Source organism: Marinilabilia rubra, assembly GCF_003121985.1.
GTDB lineage: Bacteria > Bacteroidota > Bacteroidia > Bacteroidales > Marinilabiliaceae > Marinilabilia > Marinilabilia rubra.
Map to the genome: position 1 here is coordinate 173,485 of NZ_QEWP01000009.1, position 23,255 is coordinate 196,739.

Sequence of the window (23,255 nt, forward strand, 5' to 3'; positions counted from 1 at the left end):
TTCCGCCAACCAAATTAAAGGCTGGCCATACAGATAGGCGATGGTAAAAAATCCTGAACGAAGTTAAAAAAATTCCTGGCTTATTTATGGCATTAAAACCTCATCTTGCCTCCTTCAGTCCGGATAAGAAATTTTTCACACAAGCACCAAGAACTTCAAGGTTGTAACCCCCTTCCTGACAAATCAGAATAGGCAGATTCAGGGCTCCAAATTCTTTCCCAATGGTAAAAAAATCCTCAGTTTGAAGATTGAATCCACCAATTGGATCATCAACATGAGTATCAAATCCTGCAGACAAAATAAGCCAGGAGGGATTAAATTCCTTAATATGAGTAGTAATGCGTCTCACCGCTTCCAGGTATTCAGGCAAACCTGTTCCTTTGGGCAAAGGTTCGTTGTGATTTGAGCCAACACCCTGTCCCTTTCCGGTCTCCTCTGAATATCCCCAGAAATATGGATACTCATTTGAAGGATCGCAATGAATGGAGGAAGTAAAAACCGATTTGACTTCCTGGAAAAATTCCTGAGTGCCATTCCCATGATGATAATCCGTATCTACTATGGCCACGGTTCCGTGAGGTAACAGATATTCGGCTGCCGTAGCCGCATTATTGAAATAGCAATAGCCGCCAAATACCCGCGGACCGGCATGATGGCCTGATGGCCGGCAAAGTGCATAAACGAGGTCTGCATCCCCTTTATGGAGCATTTCGGCTCCGGTCAAAGCAGATTCGGCAGAGGCCCGTGCTACATCATAGGTCTTTTTCTTGATAGGAGTAACAGCATCTGTGCACCATATTCCGCCCCACAAAGGTGAATCAACCCTTTTGGGGAGATGCGCTCCTTCCCCCGGAAACAAATCGGGATAGAATTCCTCATCCTCTTTCATCTCAAGTGCTGTGTTGCGAATGTAATCATGGTAAGGATGTATTTTAGCAATATACCGTTCGGGGAATTTTCTGGCCTTAAAAAACTGAAAGTCTGCCTCATTACTCAAAGCTTGCTTTATGGTTTCAACCCGGTGCGGTGTATCCTTTATTTCATAAGATTCGGGCCCAAGCTGAAATTTCCAGTAAGGATTGTGAAGACTGTCGTTGTATTTTTCAATGACTATCATTTTTTTAGAACATTAGAAGTTAGAAACCAGAGGATAGAAACGCCATCTTAGAAAACTCATAGCTTTATTTAATCATGAAGCAAACTCAAATCTTTCTGCCCCCTTTTAATATTTCCACTACCCGATCGTGAGGAATTGGGGGACACCATCTTTGCATACGTCCGTTCATCCCTCCCGAGCAAAACATTGCATTCAGGACAGCTTCTTCAGTAGCTTCCACAACAGCTTCATAAACAATGTTAATATGAGCGTCAGAAATACACTTAAGGGTGATGAATTTATTTGTTGAAGAGGTGGACCTCGGCTTACGATTACCCGTGCTAAAAGCCACGATTATTTCTCCGCTTGTGGAAGCAGCAAAGCTCCCGGTTCGTCCCAACCCCAGCGCAGCCCGGCGGGACAAACGATTGAGCTGACTGCTGATCAAAGGCACATCGGTACCCACAACCACAATAACAGAACCTTCCGAAGCTTCCCGCCGGCTCAAATAATCAAACTCTTTATCCAGTTCACGACCCACTACCGCTCCATCCACGGTGAGGTTGCGCATTTTTCCAAAGTTAGACAATACCAATACCCCAACAGTAAAACCGCCGCCTTCGGGCATATCAATGATTCTGGATGATGTGCCAATTCCTCCGGCAAAATCGAAACTCGTCATTCCTGTACCGGCACCAACAGACCCCTGCAAAACGCCCTTATCAGTAGCCCTTTCTATGGCCTTTACAGTATCCTGTCCACTGCAATACCCAACTCTTACATCATTCAGAAAAGAATCATCCGCTTCCCCCACCACAGGTAATACCACATCGGTCACAGTACCCAACTTGGGATACTTTCTGATCATATGGTTTATTACACCGGAATAAACCCTCCCTACAGCGTGGGAGTTGGTCAATAAAACAGGTGTTTCCAACCAGCCGGTTTCCAAAACCTGGGTCAGGCCTGCCATCTCGCCAACCCCGTTGAGAATAAAGCCACCGGCCACCAACCTGTTAATGTAAGTATGTCCGGCCGGTAAAACAGCAGTAACTCCGGTTCTGATACTTGTCACCTCTGTATGTCCGGGAATTTTCACATTGTCCTCAATCCAGGAAAAATGCCCCACTCTCACTCCCTTAACATCTGTTATGGCATTTTGCAATCCCGGACTCAGATGACCGACTGAGACTCCAAGCTCTCTGGCCGTAGGTCTTTGAACGCCAATCTCATAATCCCCTTTCAGGCTTTTCCTAACCGGCCGAATAGCCAATCCATAGCGACGGGCAGCCGACCGGATTATCAGCCGGATAACATCACGAAACTCCAATCCCCTTTTTCTTGCGGCAACCATCAATGAGGCATTTGGATGAAGACTGGGAAGTGGATTTAGTTCAATAAAATAAGGCTTTCCACTTTTATCCAGCCTGATGTCGACCCTTCCCAAATCAGGACAAGTCATGAAATCAAAAACCTTCCGGGCCATTTCCAGAACAGCCCGTTCCTCTCTCGCACTTATTTCGGCCGGGCATTTAACATGAACAGCATCTTCATTTACGCCCTGTTTAAGCGAATAATCGTAAATATTAAATTTTCCTCCCGTTTTCTCAAGATCAAAGGTGTGTTCCACTATATCCAGAATTTTACCCGGATAACTTTCAATAAACGGAACGCTGAGCTCACGCCCCTGAATAAATTCCTCAACAACCAACCCGGCAGGATATTCACGCAACAGTTCATTAATGCGTTTTTGTGCAGTACGTGAATCCTCAACAACCGATTTCTGTGAGATCCCGATACTCGATCCCTCCGAGTTAGGTTTTATCATCAGTGGATAGTGAAGATTCCCCGGAATAATATGGTCTTTGGGAGTAACAAGGGATCCCAGAGGCACCCTGATTCCGCGTGAACCAAGAACAGTCTTCGTGAGGTGCTTATCCAGATTCAAATGCAAAAGAGAGGCATTTCCTCCCGTAAAAGGAATCCCCATTTGCTCGTATAAGCCGGGATAAAAAGCTTCACGGGAGCTTCCGATAGTACCTTCGGCCAGATTAAAAATCAAATCGGGCTCACTCTCCAAAAGTCTCTCAACTACATCGTTGGGCTTTCCCGAAACTTCAACCAATTTAACAGTGTGTTGCAAACTCGAAATGGCGTGAAAAATCCGCTCAATATCTTCTTTTGCAATCAACTCTGCGGATTGTTCCTCTTCATTATAACGAAGGTTAAATGCGATAGTAATTCTCATCTTTTGCCTTGAATTAACTTCTGATAAATGGACTTAATATCAATAATATAAATCTAAGCTGTTTTGATGCGCTAAGTCAATAGTTATTTCTCAGGGCCCGCTTGGCAACAAGACTCCGCCAGGCCTTCAAAATACACTCGTATTTAATTACTTGCAGACACCCATTAATTTAGACTAATGAACAGGTTTTCAGCACCATAAGATTTGCCACACCTCTTATATGACTCCCCGTCAGGCAGGTATCTAAAACTCTAACGATCTATTATGGTAAACTAACCCACAGAAATAACCGCCATGATAATATTTTAACCTTCAAATCAATTACTTGAAATTCGCATTCAAATATCACATCCCATATGACAACAGATTGTTACTTTAGAATTTTCACGCGCCTTGAATTTGAACTTTCTATCTCAAACACGTGAAAAACGCTTAGTTTATAGACAGACTCTAAGTAATCAACAGGCGGAAGTCTGAGAGACAGAAAGCAGAAGGAAAAAATTGACGCTCAGTCAGCATTCAACATTGTCAGAGGACGATTGCCTGAAAAGCAAACACCCAACTACATGCATTAAGGCTTTTACATAAAGCGGATTACAACCTGAGTTAGATAAAAGTAGCCCAGCCGCGCGGAAGCCGGAAGCTGGAGGCTGGAAGTTAGAAGCTGGAAACTTTCGAATATAAGAAATTTTGATTCTTTTTGCGGCATATTTAAAAAACTAAGAAAATCATAAAAAACACATTTTAAATGGTTTATGACTTTACTTAGATGAAAGATCTGAAATAAACCATATAACCTCCTAACCTGAGATTTTCACAGACACACACTTAATGATAAAACGTTGACTTATGGCTTTTTACAAAAGTTTAACGAGGTATTGATTTGAGAAATGAATCTATATTGGGGATTTTCCGTATAGATACTGTATTGACCGCCTACCCTTACTATTTGAACCAATTATACTTAACAAAAACAAAGCATTATAATACCATTGATTTCCTTTAAATGCAGGAAACAGAGTTTAGATCATTATGATTCAAATAACGAAACACAGCAACGAGACAAATTGAAAAGACGAGTACGAAAAGGGAATAAACAGGTTTTATGAAAAAGATTTCTAACAAAATTGTAACACTGGCAGTAACCGTTGCATTCATTATCGGGGGGACAACAGGACTTGTAACCACATATCTGCTCAACAACAAGCAAAAAAAGGATCTTCACCAACTGAATCAGATGTTAAAGAACAACTTCGACCAACTAATAAAATATGAAGTTGAGACCGCTGAAAGTATGCTTTTAAAAATAGATGAAGTGAAGCGGGAAGGTGTGATATCAGAAGACCAGAGTCAGATGCTCGCAGAAGAATTGCTTCGTGACCTCAGGTATGGTCCTGAAGGATATTTCTGGGCTGACACCAAAGAAGGAGATAATGTTGTATTGCTTGGAGGGGATAGCGAAGGGAAGAATCGGCTCGAATTACAAGATGAGAAAGGTAACTACCTGATCAAAGAGATTATTGATGCCGGACTTAAAGGTGGGGGTTATACAGACTACTGGTTTTCGAAAAAAGGCGGTGATGAGCCCCTGCCTAAAAGAAGCTTCAGCAAATATGTGGAGCCCTTTAACTGGATTATCGGAACTGGAAACTACATCGACGACATAGACAAAGTAATCGCCGAAATTGAAGAAGAAAACAAAGCTTATACCAGGAATATCATTCTTTCTTTGCTTGGAATCATCGTTTTACTCATCATTGTGAGTACCGGAGTCGCATGGATCATGGGAAAACGCATTTCCAATCCTATTGTTAAACTGACACGCACAGCCGGTGAAATTGCCAAAGGAAATCTGAAAGAAAAAATCACCACCCGAACAAATGATGAAGTAGGCATTCTGGCTGACAGCATGCGCCAGATGTCAGAAAAGCTTAAAGAAATTATTCTGAATATATCGCGGGCCTCACAGGATATCAATGGAGCCAGTAATCAGATTAGTGACAGTTCTCAATCACTTTCGCAGATTGCCCAGCAACAGGCCAGTGCCTCCGAAGAGGTATCTGCGTCCCTGGAAGAAATGTCTTCTAATATTTTCCAGAATGCGGAAAACTCAGGAAAAGCGCAGGAAATTGCTCAGGAGGCAACTCAAAGTATGCAAAAGATGGAGGAGTCAGGGCAGGAAAGCATACTAGCCATCCAGGATATTGCTGAAAAAATCACCATCATTAATGACATCGCATTCCAAACCAACATACTGGCTCTCAACGCTGCGGTTGAGTCAGCCAGAGCGGGAGAAGCAGGAAAAGGTTTTGCGGTGGTAGCAGCCGAGGTTCGTAAATTGGCCGAGCGAAGCAAAACCGCAGCGGATGAAATTGCTCAGCTTTCAAAATCCACCCACAGCATTTCGGAAGAATCTGCGACCATTATTAAAACATTGGTACCTGAAATTACCAACACCCACACTTTGGTTCAGGAAATTAACAGCGCCAGTCAGGAGCAGAACATTGGTGTTCAGCAAATCAACAATGCTCTGCAGGAACTCAATGAGTCGAGCCAGCAAAATGCTGCATCGTCCGAAGAGCTGGCTTCCAGCGCACAGCAGCTAACAGCCCAGTCAAAGGCCCTGGATGAACTGGTCGAGTTCTTTAAACTGTAAACCAAGCCGTTTTACTATATATAAAAAGGAGGTTGTCTCAAAAGTCCGAATTTGACGTAATTCTGAGCTTGTTGAAGAATCTTTTTGTTTTATATACAGATGTTTCGCCTACGCTCAACATGACAAGCCATTAATGTTTTGTACTTTTGGGACAGCTTCTTTTTTATGATGTAAAGCTCAAACTATAGCAAAAAATCGTTTTGCTGACTTAGTTGCTAAAACCTCATTTTCAAAAAAACCAATGGAGTAAAGTCAACTGCCTCCGCATCAATATAGGCTGTATTTAACTGGTCAAGCGGAATTTGTTCGAAACTTGAATATTTTACATTGTAATGGTCCAGGGCATTGAGCAGAGAGAGACCTAACTCTCCATCAATTTTGGAAAGCGAGAGACGATAAACTAAAGCAAGATCCAACCGGTTGTAATCCGGCTCGGTAAATCTATCACTCAAATAATTGGCGTAAAGCGGGAATCCCGTTCCAAATACATATGTAGCAGACACATGAATATCTTTAAACAAGTGCACCAGGGCTGCCATTTTCAATTCATGACGCTGATCGTGTGGTGCCCGGCGGTATTGCTGTTCCGGAAAATAAGGAAACAACTCTTCTGCCCGACCGACAGAATAAGATGTCCAGAAAGTGTGTCCTTTAAAATCTTTTTTCAAAAAAACATCAAGCCCATAGCTCTGTCCCGTTCCTTCATAAACCTCTTCCCGACTTTGGCTAAAGCGAACATAACGGGTAAATCCCTCCACACTTTTGTAATAACCGTCCAGACTGATGGTAAGGTCGTTATCAGCCCATGTCACACCCCCTACCCAGTGTTGTGAATTCATAACCGGAATGTTTTCTCCGTCGGCCAGCGACCAGGTGTACCTGAAATTATCCGTCTCATCAAACAATGAGCTTTTCACCAAAAACTGATGATACTGTCCCCAGGCTGCGTTCAGCTTAATGTTTTGTCCCAATTTATACTTAAGTTCAACCCTTGGATCCAGATAAGATTTAGAAGTATAAAGGGAATGGTTCATTCTAATTCCGGCTTTCAACTCAAAATGCTCACTTAACAACATTTTGTTCTGCAGAAAGCCGGCAATTCTGTATCCCTCAAAATCGGAGCTTATCCTTTCCATGTCTGAGGAATCTTCTGTGATATTCAAATGGTCCCTCACCAGTTCCAATCCTATGCGGGGAACATTTTTTGCTTTTCGCTGAAATTGATAATCGACCTTCAGTGCTCCTTCATCCACCTTAGTCACCGTCTCGTTATCCACTCTCGGAAACATCCGGTTAAAACGGAGGTTTTCAATATAACGTCTCACCCCATAAGTCGAATTCAGGCCCGACCAGGAGCCCTGTAATTTTAGGCGATCCCCGTTTTTAAAATTTTCTCCCCAGAATAGAGCCCCCCCATATTGATGGTTCTCCTCAGAAGTTGTTTGGGTAATAATGTTTTGTTGTCGTTCTTGTCTGGCCGAATAAGAAAAATCGTCATCGCCAAACAACATACTCACATAAAAGAGGCTGCCATCATCCTCCTGCCATGAATATTTGGCATTGAAATCGCGAAAACGATATTCAGGCTCCACATCAATTTTATATTCAAGGTCGCGGGAATCAGAAAAGTCAATATCCTCGGGTTCAAAAAGATTGTAGTAGGTTTGCCGAAAAGCCAACACCACTGACGATCTTTCCGACAAGGGTGTCTCCACCATGCCGTTAATGGTTTCGTTATTCAAAAACAAATTCACTCCCGCGCGATCCCGGCGGCCGGTTTTTCCGGCAATTTCGACCACACCACCGACCAAATCATCATGGGTAACATCATAACCGCCTTTAAAAACTGCCACATTTTTAGACATAAAAGGATTAACGGCACTGATGTTGTCATTAAAGTTTTTCAGTCCCCAGATGGTCATTCCATCGTATTTCACCTTACTGGTTCCTTCATAACTGCCCCAGATAATCAAATCATTGGGTTGTTCACCAGCTGCAACAATTCCGGGCTGAAGCCGCAACAAATTAAAAACGGCATTATCGCCGCTACCTGGCAAATAGCCGGCAATGTAAGAGTTCAAACTGATCATACCGGGTGCTTCCCCCATTTGAACGGACCTTTCAACCACGTTATGACTCACAATTACTTCCGGCAGATCATAAGCAAATGGCGTAAGCTCAATTCTATGACTTCTTCCGGGCAATAAAACGGTATCCATAACAAAGCACCCCAAATGGGATGCTTGAACCTGAAAGACAGAATCACCAGTGGCGGTGTAGCGAAATGCCCCATTAACATCAGTAACAGTCTGATATCCGTTTATTGAAAGATGCGAGAATGGCAAAGACTCACCTGTCTCTTCTTCAATTACCAGCCCCGACAAATAAAACTCCGGGGGAGCCTCCGGAATTTCTTTTTCATAAATCACATAAACCTCACCCATCAGTTCCCAGGAAAAAGGCAGTTCCCTGAAAATGGCATCCAGAAGTGCCGGTACTGAAGAAAAATTATGAGAGATAGAAACCGAAAACCGGGACAGTTTCTCGTCATCAAAAGAGAATTGCAAATCATATTGCTGGCGAAGTTCGATCAAAAGACGGTTCAGTGATTGATCGTGACAATCAACACGATAATCCTGAGATGAAGCAATTTTGCCAAAAATCAGGAAAACAGAAAGAATCAGAAAAACCCTTTGAAAGACACTCATTTTTGAACCTTAACAATTACAAATTCCTGACCAGAATTCCTGAATTGCAGCCCGTAAGGTTTACAAACCATTTTCAAAACCTGCTCCACTGTTTGATTACGCGAAAAATTGCCGGTATATAAGTAATCCAGATCAGCTTCCTCTGAGATCGCAATATTGTATTGACGCTCAATCTCATCAAACACCTCATTCAAAGGCGTTCCGGTAAACACAAACATATCATTCAGCCAGGAAGCAGCTTCTTCAGGATTTTTCAATTTGGATAATCGCAAGGAACCATCTCTGTTAAGAGCCGCCTGCTCATTGGGTATAATCTCCAGAACATGCCCGCTTTGCCGGGCAACAACCCGCACCTTTCCGGTAAAGCAGGTAACTTTGTATTGATTTTCCCTCGCATAAATATTAAAGCTGGTGCCTAAGACTATGGTCCTGCCTGCCTGGGAGTTCACTTCAAACTCCTCTCCCTTTTTTACCTCAAAAAAAGCTTCCCCTTCGAGATGAGTCTCGCGATTAAAAGGCCACCAAAATGGTTTATAACTTATCGACGAACCAGCATTGAGCTTCACCTCTGATCCATCCGGTAATTGAGCCAAAACGTGCTCTCCCAATGGAGCAATAACTTCAGTCGTGTAGAGACGCATAAAAAGACCTGTTCCCAAAACCACAATAACTGCTGCTGCCGCTATCATCCAAATTCGTCCCGGAAACATTTCCACCAGTGAACCGGACGATTCAGTTCCTGAAGCTTCAATGGATTTGGACAAAACGGCCCAAACCTCATCTTTTGATTTCTCAAAATCCAGATTGAGATCAGGAAGCCGGTTCAGATTCTCATCCAGCTTTTTATCAATATGTGATTCTTTTCTTTGCATCTGCTTCAAGGGATCAATCCCCATTCTAAATACCTAATAAACAAGTGCTTCTTTTAAAATACCCAATGCCTTTGTCATCCTCTTTTCAACTGTTTTAATACTGATTCCCAGTCTCTCTGAAATTTCCCGGTTTTTCAACTCTTCGGTTCGGCTCATCAGAAATACTACCCTCAGTTTTTCAGGCATTGCTTTTAGTACGCTTAAATATTTACTTTCCAACTCTTTGTATTGCATTTCTTCATGAGGTGAAGAAGAGTGATATTCTCCGTTAGTCCTCAATGCAAAATTCTCAACCACTTTGGCATGTCTGAATTTACTGATAAACAAATCATGACCTATTTTAAAGAGGAGACCCTTTAATTTGTCCGGGTCTCCTTTGGGTTGTTTTTCCCAGAGGCGAAGGAAGCATTCCTGGGCTATATCGGTGGCCAGATCTTTATCGCCCGACCGATAATAGAGATAGTTTCGCAATGCATCAAAATTGGCATCAAACAATGTTTTAAATACTTCCCTTGTCACCTCTTAATAGATCATTAGTCCCGAATGCTTCGGGATAGATATTAGATTTAAGATGTCTCTTAAGACACTGATAATATGAATTTAACAAGTGCCATCCCATGATGACCAATAGCTATATTGCAATTCATTAGAAAAGGTTAACAAACTGTTGACCTCTGAAAAAGATTATTTTTATTTTCCGCCCTGATTTTGATTTCTGTTTTGCACTCTTTCCCTTACGTGCTCTCCAATCCGAAACTGTTTTTCTTGCCCTGCCATATTAATTACAGCCACGTTATCACAAGTGCCATCGCCATAGTTAACAGATCCAAAAGCCAGTCCGTTGGCCGAGTATTCAACCTCTCCGCTAACCAGATAACGACAACCACCTCTTTTTTGGAGTTGCTCTTTTATCTCACGGGTATACTCATTGCCATCCGAATCTTTACAAGTGGCAAATCCGGTAATTCCCATCACATCATCACCATGGTAAAAAGGCGTTCCCATTCCCTGAATCCAGGTACGTTCCATTTCTGCATAATACTCAACTTCGGTACCATCCGGATAGGTTACCTCCAGGTCACGAACAATGTGTACAACCCGGCCATCTTCCAGGCTGACCACCTCTTTTTCAATATATCCGCTAACAACCAGAGAATCTACCGAAAAATCGGTAAAGGTAACCGTTCTGGTTGCCCCTTCGGTATTCATAGGAGCAGATACAACGATTTCAATTATTCCGCTGATAATCCGTCCGTTTTCAAGCTCAGTTTCCTCTCCATAGTCCAATGTTATGGTTCTTGGAAAATCTCCGTTATTCCAGTCAACAGAAACATCCGGCATGTTGCCCAATCTGTAACGATTGCGGTATTGCTCACGATTTCCCGCTTTCAACTGGTCCTCGATGGAAGCATCGCTACTCAAATCATCAATAGCACCCGTTGTACCGGAAAAAAGATCCACCTCATATTCTACTGATTCAACAGCATCTTCAATCGCTGCATCAGTAGTAACCACTGATTCAACAGTTACATTAAAATCAGGTTCTGCATAATCGCTGGCAGGAACAATTTCATCCTCATTATTACATGCGGAAAAAACAACTGCGGTTCCTATAACCAAGCCAAACAATAATTTTTTCATAACTCAAAAGTTTTAATTCTCAATTTCAATGTTTGCTTTTATATAGATACCGCATAAGATTTCGTTTACCCTCCTTTTTTTTCTAAAAAAAATTTCGCCCCCACATAATACATTATTTTTTAGACACTAAGGGGACAGAAAAATAAAAAGTTGTACCTTCTCCAAGTTCCGATTTCAGCCAGATTTCCCCACCCAGGAGTTCAATGTAGGCCTTGGAAATCGAAAGTCCGAGTCCGGCCCCTTCATAGCCACTGGCAAAACCCGAATCAACCTGGATGAAACGTTCCAGAACCTTTTGCTGGTTTTCTTTACTAATGCCAATACCGGTATCGGAGACATAAAACTCAAAATTATCCTTCTTTTTTATATATCCAAACCGGACACTTCCTTCATCGGTGAATTTAATGGCATTTTTAATTAAATTGGTCAGTATGGCGTAAAGCTTTTCTTTATCTGTCATCACTACGGCTTCATCATCAGACAAAGGGCTGGTATGGGATATCTCGATCCCTTTAGTTTTACCCTCTCCTTCAAAAAAGCCTTGCAGAAAACTCAGCTGAGAATTGATATTGGTTTCTTCAAACTTCACCTGCATCTGGCCCGATTCAATCTTTGAAATATTGATCAAATCATTGATGATGCCCAGTAATCGGTTCCCGCTTTTACGAATCATGGCCACGAATTCTGTTTTCTCCTGGTTCGAGAGATCAGGATCTTTCAACAAATCTGAAAACCCAAGAATTCCATTCATTGGGGTTCTGATTTCATGACTCATATTGGCCAGAAAAGCGGACTTCAACCGATCTGATTCTTCAGCCTTTTCTTTTGCAAGGATCAGTTCCTGATCAGCCTCTTTTCGTTTGGTAATATCCACCCAATATCCGATCATTTCCATAGGATCACCCTCGGAATCGTATAATATTTTGGTTTCATCCAAGATCCATATGTAAGAACCATCCTTGCAACGAAACCGGTACTCCATTATCAGGTGACCATCCAATACAATTTTGTCAAGTTTTTCAAGTGTCTCGGCCTGGTCATCGGGATGAACATGTTCTGACCAAAAAGACTGGCTGTACAAAAAATCTTCAGGCAAATAACCTGTTAAATCGCTTACATTTGCACTGATAAAAGTCCATTGATAAGGAGGTAAAACTTCAGACGTGTAAATAACAGCAGGATTGGATGAAAGTAAATGGTCCATCTTTTCGCTATTCCGTTTTAAAGCGTCCTGAGCATTAATTCTCTCAGTAATATCTTCATGCATCAGAACGATAAATTCCAGTTTTCCGTCGGATAAAAAAACCGGGAAAATTACCGATCCTATACAAATGGGGTTATCGGGATATTTGGGATCGAGAAGATGTGCATTGTACCAGATAGGTGGTGTTTGAACAATTTCCCCCTGAAAAACACGGTAAAGCCTTTCCTTCAACCCTCCCCCTGTAATCTGCTCATCCTGTAAAATTGACCACCCCTTATCAGGTTCCGTTTTAAACAAATTAAAAAAGGCTTTATTGGCACGAAGATGATAACCTTTTTGATCCAAAATTTGAATGCTGTAAGGGTTGTACTCAATAATCCTGTTGAGCACATCCGACATTTTCTGTGTTTCAAGCTGGGAAGTATGAACTTCGGTAATATCTTGTGTAATTCCAACTGCTTCAACAACATTTCCAGCACCATCTTTTACAGAAGGTGTCAGTTTCATAGAAAAAAAACGACCATCAAATAAAAAACCACGATACTCAACAGTTTTCCCTTCAAAAACCTGGTCATAATATGGTTTTAACCTGGAAAACGGCTCTCTGCCCATTACTTCTTCAAGCGTCCTCTCTTTAACATGGTCCGTTCGGATATTGTATAACCGGGCTAGTTTGCCTTCACTGAAGGTTGAATAATATTTTCCGTCCCCGCCTTTTTTACAGCGAAAGATATGACTCTCAAGTTTTTGTATTATCTGAAGGAGATTGATCTCTTTATCGTGAGACTTGGAAAGTTGTTCCTCAAGCTCTTTTATTCTGTCATGAGCTTGTTCTAATTGTTTTCGCTTACTCATAATCTTGGATTTACGGGTACAAAAAGTTCGAAATTTCCTCTTCCAGCATCAATTCCTTTTCAAAAAACTCCATATAATCGGATTCTATAACCAGAGATGCAATCCCCCTTTGGTTCAACAAATTATTAATATTATTGGTTTTCTTATGCATAATTTCACAATTCCGGAAAGAGAAATGGATTACTGCATCAACGTTATATTCATCGATGCTGTGCAGGATTTTATCCATGTCAAACTCCTTCACACAAGAACTGGAATTAATATCCACACATGCCAACATATATTTTGCAGCTGATTCGGATCCATTTTTGATCAGAATCTCATTCAAACGGGTTAATTCATAATTGATATTGGTAATGCCCATATCAATCTCTTCATAAACAATAATTCCGCCCGCATTTTCAATTACTCTGTAAATCTCACCAAAGGGTGGCATAATTCTGGGGGTTATGAGCATCACCCGCTTTCTTTTTCCTTCAGCGTCGTAACCAATATTCTCCGATGCCCGTTCCAACAACTCCTTTTCCAGCGTTTTTAGTCCACGGAGTAACTTACGGGGTTCTTCAACCAACATCAGTTGTTGAATCCAAAGGCTGTTTTTGCCGTTTATCGGGGGATTACTTAATTTCCTTAAGTTGAAGATCGACTGGTAAGTGTAGCGGATTTCGGAATATAAAGATGCATACTCAATAAGTCTTTTACTATTTAAGCCATTGCCACCGTTAATAGAGTTTACCCAATTCATAAAACCGGAAGTATTCACATTCAGTTTTCCTCCCCGGGCTTTATTCGTTTGCAGACAAAAAACATCAAACTCATCACTTATTTTTTCAATAATATCCGAAGTCTTTTTTAACGAAGGGCAAAGGTCCGAGGACAAAATATGATCGGCCAGATTGAAAAAAACACACATCCCTGATGACAGAAATCCGAGCAAGGATCTTGAAACTGAACACATTCCCTTTGAATATTCGTCAGCATAGGGCTCCACTTCACCAGCCCCCATGCAAACACTCACCGGAATAAAATTGCCCATGGCGTAAACCAGTTCCGGAGGCAATGAATTACAGATTAATGCCATAACATGATTGCCCTGCCGGCGATAAGCATATAAGTTCTTTACCCGGTCACCGTGCATTCCGTTCATCATTTCATCAAATAACGCCATGGCCTCAGGACGTTGAGTTTCGGAAGCAATTTCGGAAGAGAACCTCACCAGTTTCTGCTTCATTTGATGGTTAAGACGTACCTGCTCATCCCGGGGCACAAATCTGGATTTGTTTTTCCGATAAGCAACATCAGTAATTATATCTGACTTTTCAAAATTATCCATAGCAACGATCTATCAACTTATTAAACAAGGTTTGACCCCTTACCCATGGAAGGCAGGGACATGGATTAATCTTCAGGAATTAGCTTTCGTTTTCCAATAGGGGGAATCTCCGTTTTATCGATCAAAACATCGATCACCACAGGTTGGCCTAAAGCCAAGGCATCTTTGTAAGCCCTTGCAAAATCATGTGAATTATCAACTCTAAAACCGGTAACACCCATAGATTCTGCCATTTTTGCAAAGTTTGTATCCGAAAGACTTACGCCAATAGTTCTATTATACATTCGTTTGATGGAGGCCTCCGGCATGCCGTAACGTGAATCATTAAAAACAATCCATATTACCGGGATGTTAAACTGGCCGGCGGTGGCAACCTCATTACCACCCATTAAGAAAGAACCATCACCGCAAATACAAACCACCGGATTATCATTCCGGCTGAGTTTGATGCCAATGGCTGAGCCGATGGATGCGCCCATGGCGCCTAATCCAAGCGTTGGGTAGAAATTTCCGTTTTTCTTTATTTTCAGATAATGCATCGACCAGGCCCAATGAGAGCTTGAATCGGCCAAAAAAAGTGTATTGTCCGAAGAGATCTTATTGACCAATTCAAACAAACGCTGAGGTTTTAAAGGCACACTATTATCACCCATCTTCTCAGGATTCATAACCCTTCCAAGCGAGTTTATGAATTCACTTACTAATCGGCCGGAGGGTTTCGCCTTTATGCCGGCTTTCCGGATCATCAAATTCAACTGATGGATAATGATTTTAGCATTTCCTGTAAGCCCAATTTCAACGGGATAGTTTTTGCCAATCTCCCGATTATCAATATCAATTTGAATGATTTTCTTTTTGCTCAGAAAGCGGCTGTCCCAACCATAGGTGGAAAACTCACCAAAACTGGTTCCTACGGCAATTAATAAATCAGATTGATCAAATACATAATCAACGGCCACCTGATGACCGCAAATCCCAACTACCCCCAGACAAAGTGGATGATCTGAAGGAATGGCTCCCTTGCCCTGTATGGTCGTTGCCACAGGAATTTCAAGATTCTCCGATATTTCAATAATTTCTTTGTGAGCTTCACTCTGAACAGCGCCCCAACCAACAAGAAAAACCGGCTTTTGAGCTGAATCAAGCAATGAAAGAGCCTCCTTCAGTCCGGTGCTCTCTCCTACAATTCCATTGGTATGTGCACGAGAATTGAAATCCGGCTTTGAAAGGTCAATTTCAGCTTGTTGAATATCAAACGGGATATTAATGTGAACAGGCCCCATACGTCCCGATTGGGCACTTCGAATACCATATTCAATAGCATCCGCCACTTTAAGAGGGTTGATAGCAGCAAAACTTTCTTTGGTAACAGAACGGAAAAAATCGACAGTATCTATCGACTGCCCAAAACCTGTTGACTCCTGAAATGCCCCTTTCCCGTAATCCTGAGTGGAAACCTGGCCGGTAATAACCAGCATTGGAACCGAGTTCATAAAAGCCGTTGCAACGCCTGTAGCAAGATTGGTAGAGCCGCCGCCGGTGGAGCCGCAACACACACCAATATTCCCGCTGCCCTGGGCGTAACCATAGGCCATAAGAGCAGCTCCATTTTCATGCTTTGCGGCTATGTACTCTATCTGTTCATAATCAAGAAGGGCATCTAAAAAAGGGGCAATCGTTTTGCCGGTTACCCCAAACACGTATTCTACCTTTTTATTAATCAACAATTGAGCAATAACATTAGCGACACGTTTTTGCATAATTTGCCTGGTTTAAGGTTAAATTATAGTCGATCATATCGTTATTTACAATGACCATATTGGCCCAAACGGTCAGGAAAAAACGATCTATTCCGTAAGTTACAGAAAAAAATATTAAATCAAAAACCTGGTGGTAAGACCGATACTAACAATTGAACTCAATTTCTTTCCAAGAACCCTTTGTATTTTGTTGCAAAATAATAGTTGCCAAATCCTTATACACCCAGGTTAACAATATTTTAAGAACCATAGAATTAAAATATAAAATACTTAACTTTCGTTCAAAATTTTTCAAACAATGGATGCAGATTTTTTGCTGGTTATCGCAGTTTTTGAATCCCTTTTTCTCTTATTTCTGGTCCTGACAAAAAAGCATAAAAAACAGTCGGACTGGCTATTGGGAACCATTCTTTTCATAAATGCCCTTACCATCTTTCTGAGTTGGATGGAGATGTATAATCGAAAGAACGCTTATCCTTTCCCTTTCTTCATTAACAGCTCAACACCATTCATTCTTCTCCACGGCCCCGCATTGTGGTTATATGTCAAGTCGCTGACATCTGAGAAATTCTCACTAAAACCCAAGTATCTTATTCATGCACTCCCTTTTTTGATGCTCTTCACTTTTCTTAGCCTTGCTTATTACTCCCTTGCCCCGGAGGATAAAATCCTATCTGATTCCCAACAATTATTTCAACAACGCTTATCCTATCCAATAACCATCTTAGCCATTCTTGTTTTCACACAATATTATATTATCAGCAGCCTTTTGCATATAAAACGATACAGGAAAAAAGCTAAAACAGTTTTTTCAAGCATGGATAACTTCAACCTGAAGTGGTTACGCTTCGTTCTGTTCTCGGCCATGATTTTTTATGCCACCATAAGCGCAACTTATATTCTTGACTATTTTTTGAGTATTTTTCCATACAAAATATTGCAGCTAATCGGTTTCACCATTGCTTCCATTTACATTTTGGTGCTCGGATTTCAGGGTCTTAAACAAGGAAACATTTTTTCATCTCATAATTTGGAAAACATTCCATCTGTTGCCCCCATAAAACAGAAAAAGCCATTATTAAAAAAGGAAGAAATATTTGTTACCTCTTTGCTTCAATACATGAATGACCAGGAACCATTTCTTAACCCGGACCTGACATTGAGCACTCTGGCCAAAGAATTGTCTGTTACCCCGGAGTATTTATCCGACATATTAAACGGGCACCTCAAATCCAGTTTTTTCGACTTCATAAATCAATTTCGAGTAGAAAAATTCAAAGCCCTTTGCAAAACAAACAAACAAGAAACGCTCACTCTTATAGCCATTGCTTATGAGTGTGGTTTTAACTCAAAGGCTACCTTCAACAGAGTTTTTAAAAAGCGTACAGGTATAACACCGGGGGAGTATTCCCGGCAGGTCTCAGAAAGTTGAGACCTCTGTTTTGGGGAATTTCCGGAACATGAGACTTCATTTCCCCAAAAAGAGACTTCAGTGAAAATAGATTGTTCTTCATTTGCATCAAACACAAAGTCATGCAAAAAAGAACATCCTTTATCACATTATTTGAATTTCTAAGCCTTTTGGGATATAAAAGTTCCATCCTGAATTCTGAAAAAGAATCTTCTCCAACAAGATTGGTATCTAAAATTCAGGCTGGAGTCAACGCAAAATGTATTGTTGAGAGCAGAAATCCCGACAACGAGACGAGACTTGCAATAAATATCTTTGGCGGTGCAACAAAAACCGGGTTTAATTCCGGGCTCAAGCTCCACAAAGTTTTGCATGATTTATCATTTCAGCAGAATAAAAATTCTACAATCACCTTAAAATCACATACACCATGAAAACAGCCATTATTTATGCATCAAAGCATGGAACTACACAAAAAGTCGCCGATGAAATCTCAAACCATTTGGCCCGTCATGAGGTGGCCCTTTTTAATATCAGGAAACATTCTAAGATTGACCTTTCTCTTTATGATCAGGTTATTCTTGGTGGTTCTATCCATGCAGGAACCATACAACAATCACTGCAACGATTCATAAATCAGAACACAACCGTCCTGCTTCAGAAAAAACTAGCCCTGTTCCTTTGTTGCATGTACGAAAAAGAAGCGCAAAAACAATTTGAAAACGCGTTTCCGGAGATTCTCAGAAACCATGCCTCAAGTTGCCAATGTGTAGGAGGTGAATTTATTTTCGAGAACATGAACCTGCTTGAAAAACTAATGACCAAAAAGATAGCAGGCATCAGCCAGTCCGTTTCCAGGATAAATCACAAGAAAATTAAGGAACTTAGTCTTGCAATGGACTAATTTTCCTCTAAACGATTCAGAATAAAAAAACACCAATGAAGAGAGAATATTCCTTCGATTGGTGTCACCTTAGCGTTAAAAACTATCAAGACGAGTGTCAAATCAAGTGTAGAATAGCGGGTAAGCCGCCGCTGTTTTTCACCTTGTGCAAATCAACAAAAAGGTAAGCATACCCGTACCTACATGAGTCTATTTTTCGGGAAGCACAAGGTAGAAAGAGCAAGGCTTGGGCCGTCAGACTATGTTTGACTTGACACTAGTGTGATATTTATTAAATTGGTTTACTTGAATTTTATGTGATTTTTTTCTTTATGCAAGGCGGGGTTTGCTAAGCATAGCCTTAGCTATGGTTAAAAGCCCCAACGAAGCAGTAAGGAAAAAAGCGCCTGAAATTAGTGAATGAATTTAGTAATTGTCACACTAGCCCTTCATCACATTATCAAATTCCTTCCAGAGATTGTCATCCTGAGGAGTGGGAGCCTCAATTACAATCGGTTCCTGCTTTACAGGGTGAACAAACTCAATTCGGCGTGCATGGAGGGATATCCCTCCACTCTTGTTAGAGCGGGGAAATCCGTATTTCAAATCTCCTTTAATGGGGCATCCAATCTTAGCCAGCTGACTACGAATCTGATGGTGTCGGCCGGTTTTCAGATCCACTTCCAACAAATGATAGTTAGAAGTACTGGAAATAAGGCGATATTGAAGAATTCCTTCTTTGGACCCTAATCGTTTTTTGGGCAATGCATAAGACTTGTTTTTATTACTGTCCTTTAGCATGTAATGGCGTAATTCGCCTTCCTCCTGGGGAGGTAATTCCTTAACAACAGCCCAGTATGTTTTTTGAACCTTTTTTTCCTGAAAAAGCTTATTCATCCGGCTCAGTGCTTTGCTGGTGCGTGCAAATAAAACAACTCCGCTCACCGGCCTGTCCAGGCGATGAACCACACCCAGAAAAACATCCCCGGGTTTATTGTATTTTTCTTTTAAATAAGTCTTTACTTTCTCGCTTAAAGGCTCATCACCGGTTTCGTCTCCCTGCACCAGGTCCGATCCGGTTTTGTTTACAGCAATCAAATGATTGTCTTCGTATAATATATTCAAGTTCATACTCATTTTTTCCGGTTTCTTCTCGTTATCAGAAACAGTTTTGTTTTTTAAGTTAGAATGGGAAATTTCTCTTTAAAAAGCAGGTTAGTATTGTTCCCTTTCATTAGGGAAGTCGCCTGATTTCACATCTTCGATGTAATTTCCAACCGCACCCGTAATTTCAGCAAATAAATTGTGATAGCGCCGCAAAAACCTGGGAGAAAAAGCCTGATTGATCCCAAGCATATCATGCAATACCAAAACCTGACCGTCAACCCCGTTTCCGGCTCCAATTCCAATAACAGGAATTTTCAATTCTGAAGCCACTTTTTGAGCAAGGCTCGCAGGAATTTTTTCTAACACAATTCCAAAACAGCCTGCTTCCTCTAAAAGGTGGGCATCTTCAATTAATTTTTTGGCTTCCTCTTCCTGACGGGCCCGCACAGTGTAAGTCCCAAATTTATGAATAGACTGAGGCGTCAATCCCAGGTGTCCCATCACCGGAATTCCGGCAGAAATAATCCGCTTAACAGAGTCAATAACCTCAGCACCACCTTCCAGTTTAACAGCATCGGCAGCCGTCTCTTTCATTATTCGTATAGCCGACTGCAAAGCCTCAAGACTATTTCCCTGGTAGGATCCAAAAGGCATATCTACCACGACAAGGGCTGTTTTTACAGCCCTGACAACAGAGGCCCCATGATAGATCATCTGATCAAGGGTAATGGGCAAAGTAGTCTCCCAACCTGCCATTACATTGGAGGCCGAATCTCCAACAAGTATTACATCAACACCAGCCTGATCTACAATAGTAGCCAAAGAATAATCATAAGCGGTGAGCATCGAGATTCTCTCACCTTTCATTTTCATTTCACTCAAAACATGAGTTGTCACCTTTTTAGGACGTTCATTTGCAGCTGACATAACACAAATCTGTTTTATATTAAATCTAAACGGCAAAGTTATTACTTTAATTTGGAGAATGCCCACCTCTTTGAATTAAATACGAATGCCCTCTTCAAATAACCTCCGCTTCCCCCTCCAAAACAAAGGAACATTTAATGTGGCCTGCTTCCTGCCGCTGGATGAACACGATGAAGAATAATGCATCAATCATTTTTAAGAAAAGTAATGCGGACCGGTTGCAATCTAATTTTTATTTACACCTGCAACGAAATTCACAATCCGGCTAACTTTTCAGTGTCTGTGGAGAACATCTGGCGAATGCCATCAAAACCATTATCTTTGCATAGGCTCCGGAGGCAATTATCATGGGTGGGTCCGGACCTTAATTTTACGGGTTTTTGCACTATGGCTTAATGATAGAACTCAAAACTTTCCCATACACAGGAACCATTGAGAATTTAGAAATCTTGAGATCGGAAATTTCTGAAATAGTTATTTCAGGAGGAACAGCCCTCATATTATGAGAAAAACAAACACAAATAATCGCAGCTGAATGATCCAAATAGGACAATACAACAAACTAAAGGTTTCGGAGTTATCACAATTTGGAGCCTTTCTGGATGGCGGCAACCTGGGCAACATACTTTTGCCAAACCGGTATACAGAAGATGACCTGAAGCCCGGCATGGAAATCAGGGTTTTTATTTATCTGGACTCCGAAGACAGACTGGTAGCTACCACTGAAAAACCAATTGCAAGAGTAGGCGATTTTGCCTTTCTTAAGGTTTCGGCTGTAACCAATGTCGGTGCTTTTCTGGATTGGGGACTGGCCAAAGAGCTGCTGGTGCCGTTCCGTGAACAAAGAGTGCGAATGCAGGAAGGGGAAAAACATCTGGTATATATTTATTTGGATGATGCCACAAAAAGAATTGTTGCCTCTGCCAAAATCGATAAATTTTTGGACAACACATCTCCCAAATATGAACCAGGAGACAAAGTAGAATTGATCATCTCAGGTGAAACTGAAATTGGATTCAAAGCCATTATTAACCAGACTCATTCAGGTCTTTTATACAGGAATGAAACAAATGAGCAACTTAAAACAGGAGCTCACATACCAGGATACATTAAACGTATAAGAGAAGATGACAAAATCGATTTGTCTCTTTCCCCCCTTGGGATGCAAGCCATACAGGACAATTCTTCATTACTGCTGTCCCGGCTGGATCAGAACAACGGCTTACTGCCCCTTACCGACCAGTCCAGTCCTGAAGAAATAAAACTTCTTTTGGGAATAAGCAAAAAAGCATTCAAAAAAGCTGTTGGAACACTTTACAAACAGGGAAAAATAACACTGGAAAAAGATGGTATACAAAAAGTAAAATAACACCCCTGCCGATTTCATGGCAGGCTGGTCAAGCTTATCATCACGGGAAGATGATCGCTGTATCCACCATGGTATTTGTAGCCAATATAAGTCCGGTTCACTCTTACCCCCGGATATTCAGGATCTTTTTCTAACAGGAAAGGAAGTCCTTTTATTTGAAGCTGCACCTTTTTGAGAATGTATCCATGGGGCTTTTTATTTTGTAACAGTGCATTAGAAATCAAAATTTGGTCAAAAATTGCCCACTCAAACCGGTGTTTAATAGTACCTTCCACTTTTCCCTCAGCAAAAAAGCCCAGATTCACCAATTTTTGATCCGATTTATTGAAAACGGAATCACTTACCAATCTTAAACTAACATCCCCGGGTTCATCGTTAAAATCCCCCATTGCTATAATGCGGGCATTCGCATTAATTTTGAGCACCGAATCGCAGAGCTGTTTAAGTGTCAGGGCAGCTTTTTTGCGTTTTTCCCGGGTACTGGCCTCCCCACCCCAACGTGAAGGCCAGTGATTCACCATCACATGCAGAGTATCCAGTCCGTCAAGAAGTCCGCAAACATACAATATGTCGCGGGTAGGCCTGTCTTTTTCATTCATCCTCACCGCAACAGGATAAGAGCTTAAAACCCTAAAGCGATCCCTTCTGTACAGGAGTGCTACATCAATTCCCCTTTTGTCAGGTGAATCAAAATGCTCAAATGCATAACTAAGATTATTCAATCCGGTATTCCAGATAAGTCCTTTGAGAGATTTTTCATCTTCAACCTCACATAGTCCGACCAGAACAGGTGGATTCCACTGTCCTGAATACAATATCACCCGTGCAATATTATTCTGTTTCCTGACAGTCCGGGAGTAATTCCAGTGCCGCATTCCCTCCTCCGTAAATTCATCGTCATCCTTTTCCGGATTGTTTTCAGGATTGAATAAATTCTCGACATTGTAAAATAAAATACCCGCACTTTTATTAGCAGTATTCTGTGCTTTGGAAGAATGAATAATAAGGAAGAAGAGACCGGAAAACAATAAGAAATAAATTTTCATTATTTGGGTTTTAAGAGATGGGTTAACCTGAAACGAAAAACAAAGCCTTTAGCAAAAAAAGGGTGGAAAGTACCTGAACTGCATTTCTCAATGTAAGAGGTGTCCAAAAACACCTTTATCGACACTACTAAAAATCATA

Annotated in this window: 17 protein-coding genes; 5 read left to right on the forward strand and 12 right to left on the reverse strand. The window is 41.3% G+C overall.

All coding sequences use genetic code 11. The features are described 5' to 3' along the window. Nucleotides 1-100: 100 nt before the first annotated feature. Complete coding sequence (locus DDZ16_RS12640) at nucleotides 101-1,117, reverse strand: histone deacetylase family protein (RefSeq protein ID WP_109264838.1); 1,017 nt, start codon at nucleotides 1,115-1,117, stop codon at nucleotides 101-103. Nucleotides 1,118-1,202: 85 nt separating this feature from the next. Further along, nucleotides 1,203-3,344, reverse strand: a complete 2,142-nt coding sequence (locus tag DDZ16_RS12645; protein ID WP_109264839.1) for a P1 family peptidase — start codon at nucleotides 3,342-3,344, stop codon at nucleotides 1,203-1,205. 1,105 nt (nucleotides 3,345-4,449) lie between these two features. Here DDZ16_RS12645 and DDZ16_RS12650 point away from each other — a divergent pair. After that, nucleotides 4,450-6,000: a methyl-accepting chemotaxis protein gene (locus DDZ16_RS12650; RefSeq protein ID WP_109264840.1), complete on the forward strand. Its 1,551-nt coding sequence runs from the start codon at nucleotides 4,450-4,452 to the stop codon at nucleotides 5,998-6,000. Between the two features lie 215 nt (nucleotides 6,001-6,215). On the opposite strand, the gene DDZ16_RS12655 is transcribed toward DDZ16_RS12650, so the two are convergent. The 7 genes from DDZ16_RS12655 to DDZ16_RS12685 form a co-directional block, all read right to left on the reverse strand. Further along, nucleotides 6,216-8,708 carry a TonB-dependent receptor gene (locus DDZ16_RS12655; RefSeq protein WP_198416714.1) on the reverse strand — a complete coding sequence of 831 codons (2,493 nt, stop codon included), beginning with the start codon at nucleotides 8,706-8,708 and terminating at the stop codon, nucleotides 6,216-6,218. Then, a complete protein-coding gene (locus DDZ16_RS12660; RefSeq protein WP_109264863.1) occupies nucleotides 8,705-9,580 on the reverse strand; it encodes a FecR family protein in 876 nt (291 codons plus the stop codon). Before DDZ16_RS12660 ends, DDZ16_RS12655 begins: the two co-directional genes overlap by 4 nt. A 33-nt stretch (nucleotides 9,581-9,613) precedes the next feature. Next, a complete protein-coding gene (locus DDZ16_RS12665) occupies nucleotides 9,614-10,099 on the reverse strand; it encodes a sigma-70 family RNA polymerase sigma factor (protein ID WP_109264841.1) in 486 nt (161 codons plus the stop codon). Between the two features lie 171 nt (nucleotides 10,100-10,270). Next, nucleotides 10,271-11,221 (reverse strand): hypothetical protein, encoded by a 951-nt coding sequence (locus DDZ16_RS12670; protein WP_109264842.1) that lies wholly within the window; start codon nucleotides 11,219-11,221, stop codon nucleotides 10,271-10,273. Between the two features lie 112 nt (nucleotides 11,222-11,333). Then, entirely contained in the window at nucleotides 11,334-13,280 is a 1,947-nt protein-coding gene (locus DDZ16_RS12675; RefSeq protein WP_109264843.1) for a PAS domain-containing sensor histidine kinase, read from the reverse strand. A gap of 10 nt (nucleotides 13,281-13,290) precedes the next feature. Continuing rightward, nucleotides 13,291-14,613, reverse strand: coding sequence for a 2-hydroxyacyl-CoA dehydratase family protein (locus DDZ16_RS12680; RefSeq protein ID WP_109264844.1), 1,323 nt, complete (start codon nucleotides 14,611-14,613; stop codon nucleotides 13,291-13,293). A 65-nt stretch (nucleotides 14,614-14,678) separates the two neighbouring features. Next, nucleotides 14,679-16,373, reverse strand: a complete 1,695-nt coding sequence (locus DDZ16_RS12685) for a thiamine pyrophosphate-binding protein (protein ID WP_109264845.1) — start codon at nucleotides 16,371-16,373, stop codon at nucleotides 14,679-14,681. A gap of 298 nt (nucleotides 16,374-16,671) precedes the next feature. On the opposite strand from DDZ16_RS12685, the gene DDZ16_RS12690 reads away from it, so the two are divergent. From DDZ16_RS12690 to DDZ16_RS12700, 3 genes are all read left to right on the forward strand, one after another. Next, complete coding sequence (locus DDZ16_RS12690; protein WP_109264846.1) at nucleotides 16,672-17,805, forward strand: helix-turn-helix domain-containing protein; 1,134 nt, start codon at nucleotides 16,672-16,674, stop codon at nucleotides 17,803-17,805. 101 nt (nucleotides 17,806-17,906) lie between these two features. Further along, nucleotides 17,907-18,218, forward strand: a complete 312-nt coding sequence (locus DDZ16_RS12695) for a hypothetical protein (protein WP_109264847.1) — start codon at nucleotides 17,907-17,909, stop codon at nucleotides 18,216-18,218. Next, nucleotides 18,215-18,688, forward strand: coding sequence for a flavodoxin domain-containing protein (locus DDZ16_RS12700; RefSeq protein ID WP_109264848.1), 474 nt, complete (start codon nucleotides 18,215-18,217; stop codon nucleotides 18,686-18,688). The genes DDZ16_RS12695 and DDZ16_RS12700 overlap by 4 nt, the downstream gene beginning before the upstream one ends. A 420-nt stretch (nucleotides 18,689-19,108) precedes the next feature. Here the strand turns inward: DDZ16_RS12700 and DDZ16_RS12705 are convergent, their stop codons facing one another. Together DDZ16_RS12705 and panB are read right to left on the reverse strand one after the other, a co-directional pair. After that, on the reverse strand, nucleotides 19,109-19,804 hold the full coding sequence (locus DDZ16_RS12705) for an RluA family pseudouridine synthase (RefSeq protein ID WP_232526657.1): 696 nt from the start codon (nucleotides 19,802-19,804) through the stop codon (nucleotides 19,109-19,111). Between the two features lie 78 nt (nucleotides 19,805-19,882). Then, a complete protein-coding gene (gene panB, locus DDZ16_RS12710) occupies nucleotides 19,883-20,701 on the reverse strand; it encodes a 3-methyl-2-oxobutanoate hydroxymethyltransferase (RefSeq protein WP_109264849.1) in 819 nt (272 codons plus the stop codon). Nucleotides 20,702-21,236: 535 nt separating this feature from the next. Between panB and DDZ16_RS12715 the strand changes: the two genes are divergently transcribed. Continuing rightward, nucleotides 21,237-22,070, forward strand: a complete 834-nt coding sequence (locus tag DDZ16_RS12715) for a CvfB family protein (RefSeq protein WP_109264850.1) — start codon at nucleotides 21,237-21,239, stop codon at nucleotides 22,068-22,070. Between the two features lie 14 nt (nucleotides 22,071-22,084). Here the strand turns inward: DDZ16_RS12715 and DDZ16_RS12720 are convergent, their stop codons facing one another. Continuing rightward, nucleotides 22,085-23,116, reverse strand: a complete 1,032-nt coding sequence (locus tag DDZ16_RS12720; RefSeq protein ID WP_232526660.1) for an endonuclease/exonuclease/phosphatase family protein — start codon at nucleotides 23,114-23,116, stop codon at nucleotides 22,085-22,087. Between the last annotated feature and the right edge of the window lie 139 nt (nucleotides 23,117-23,255).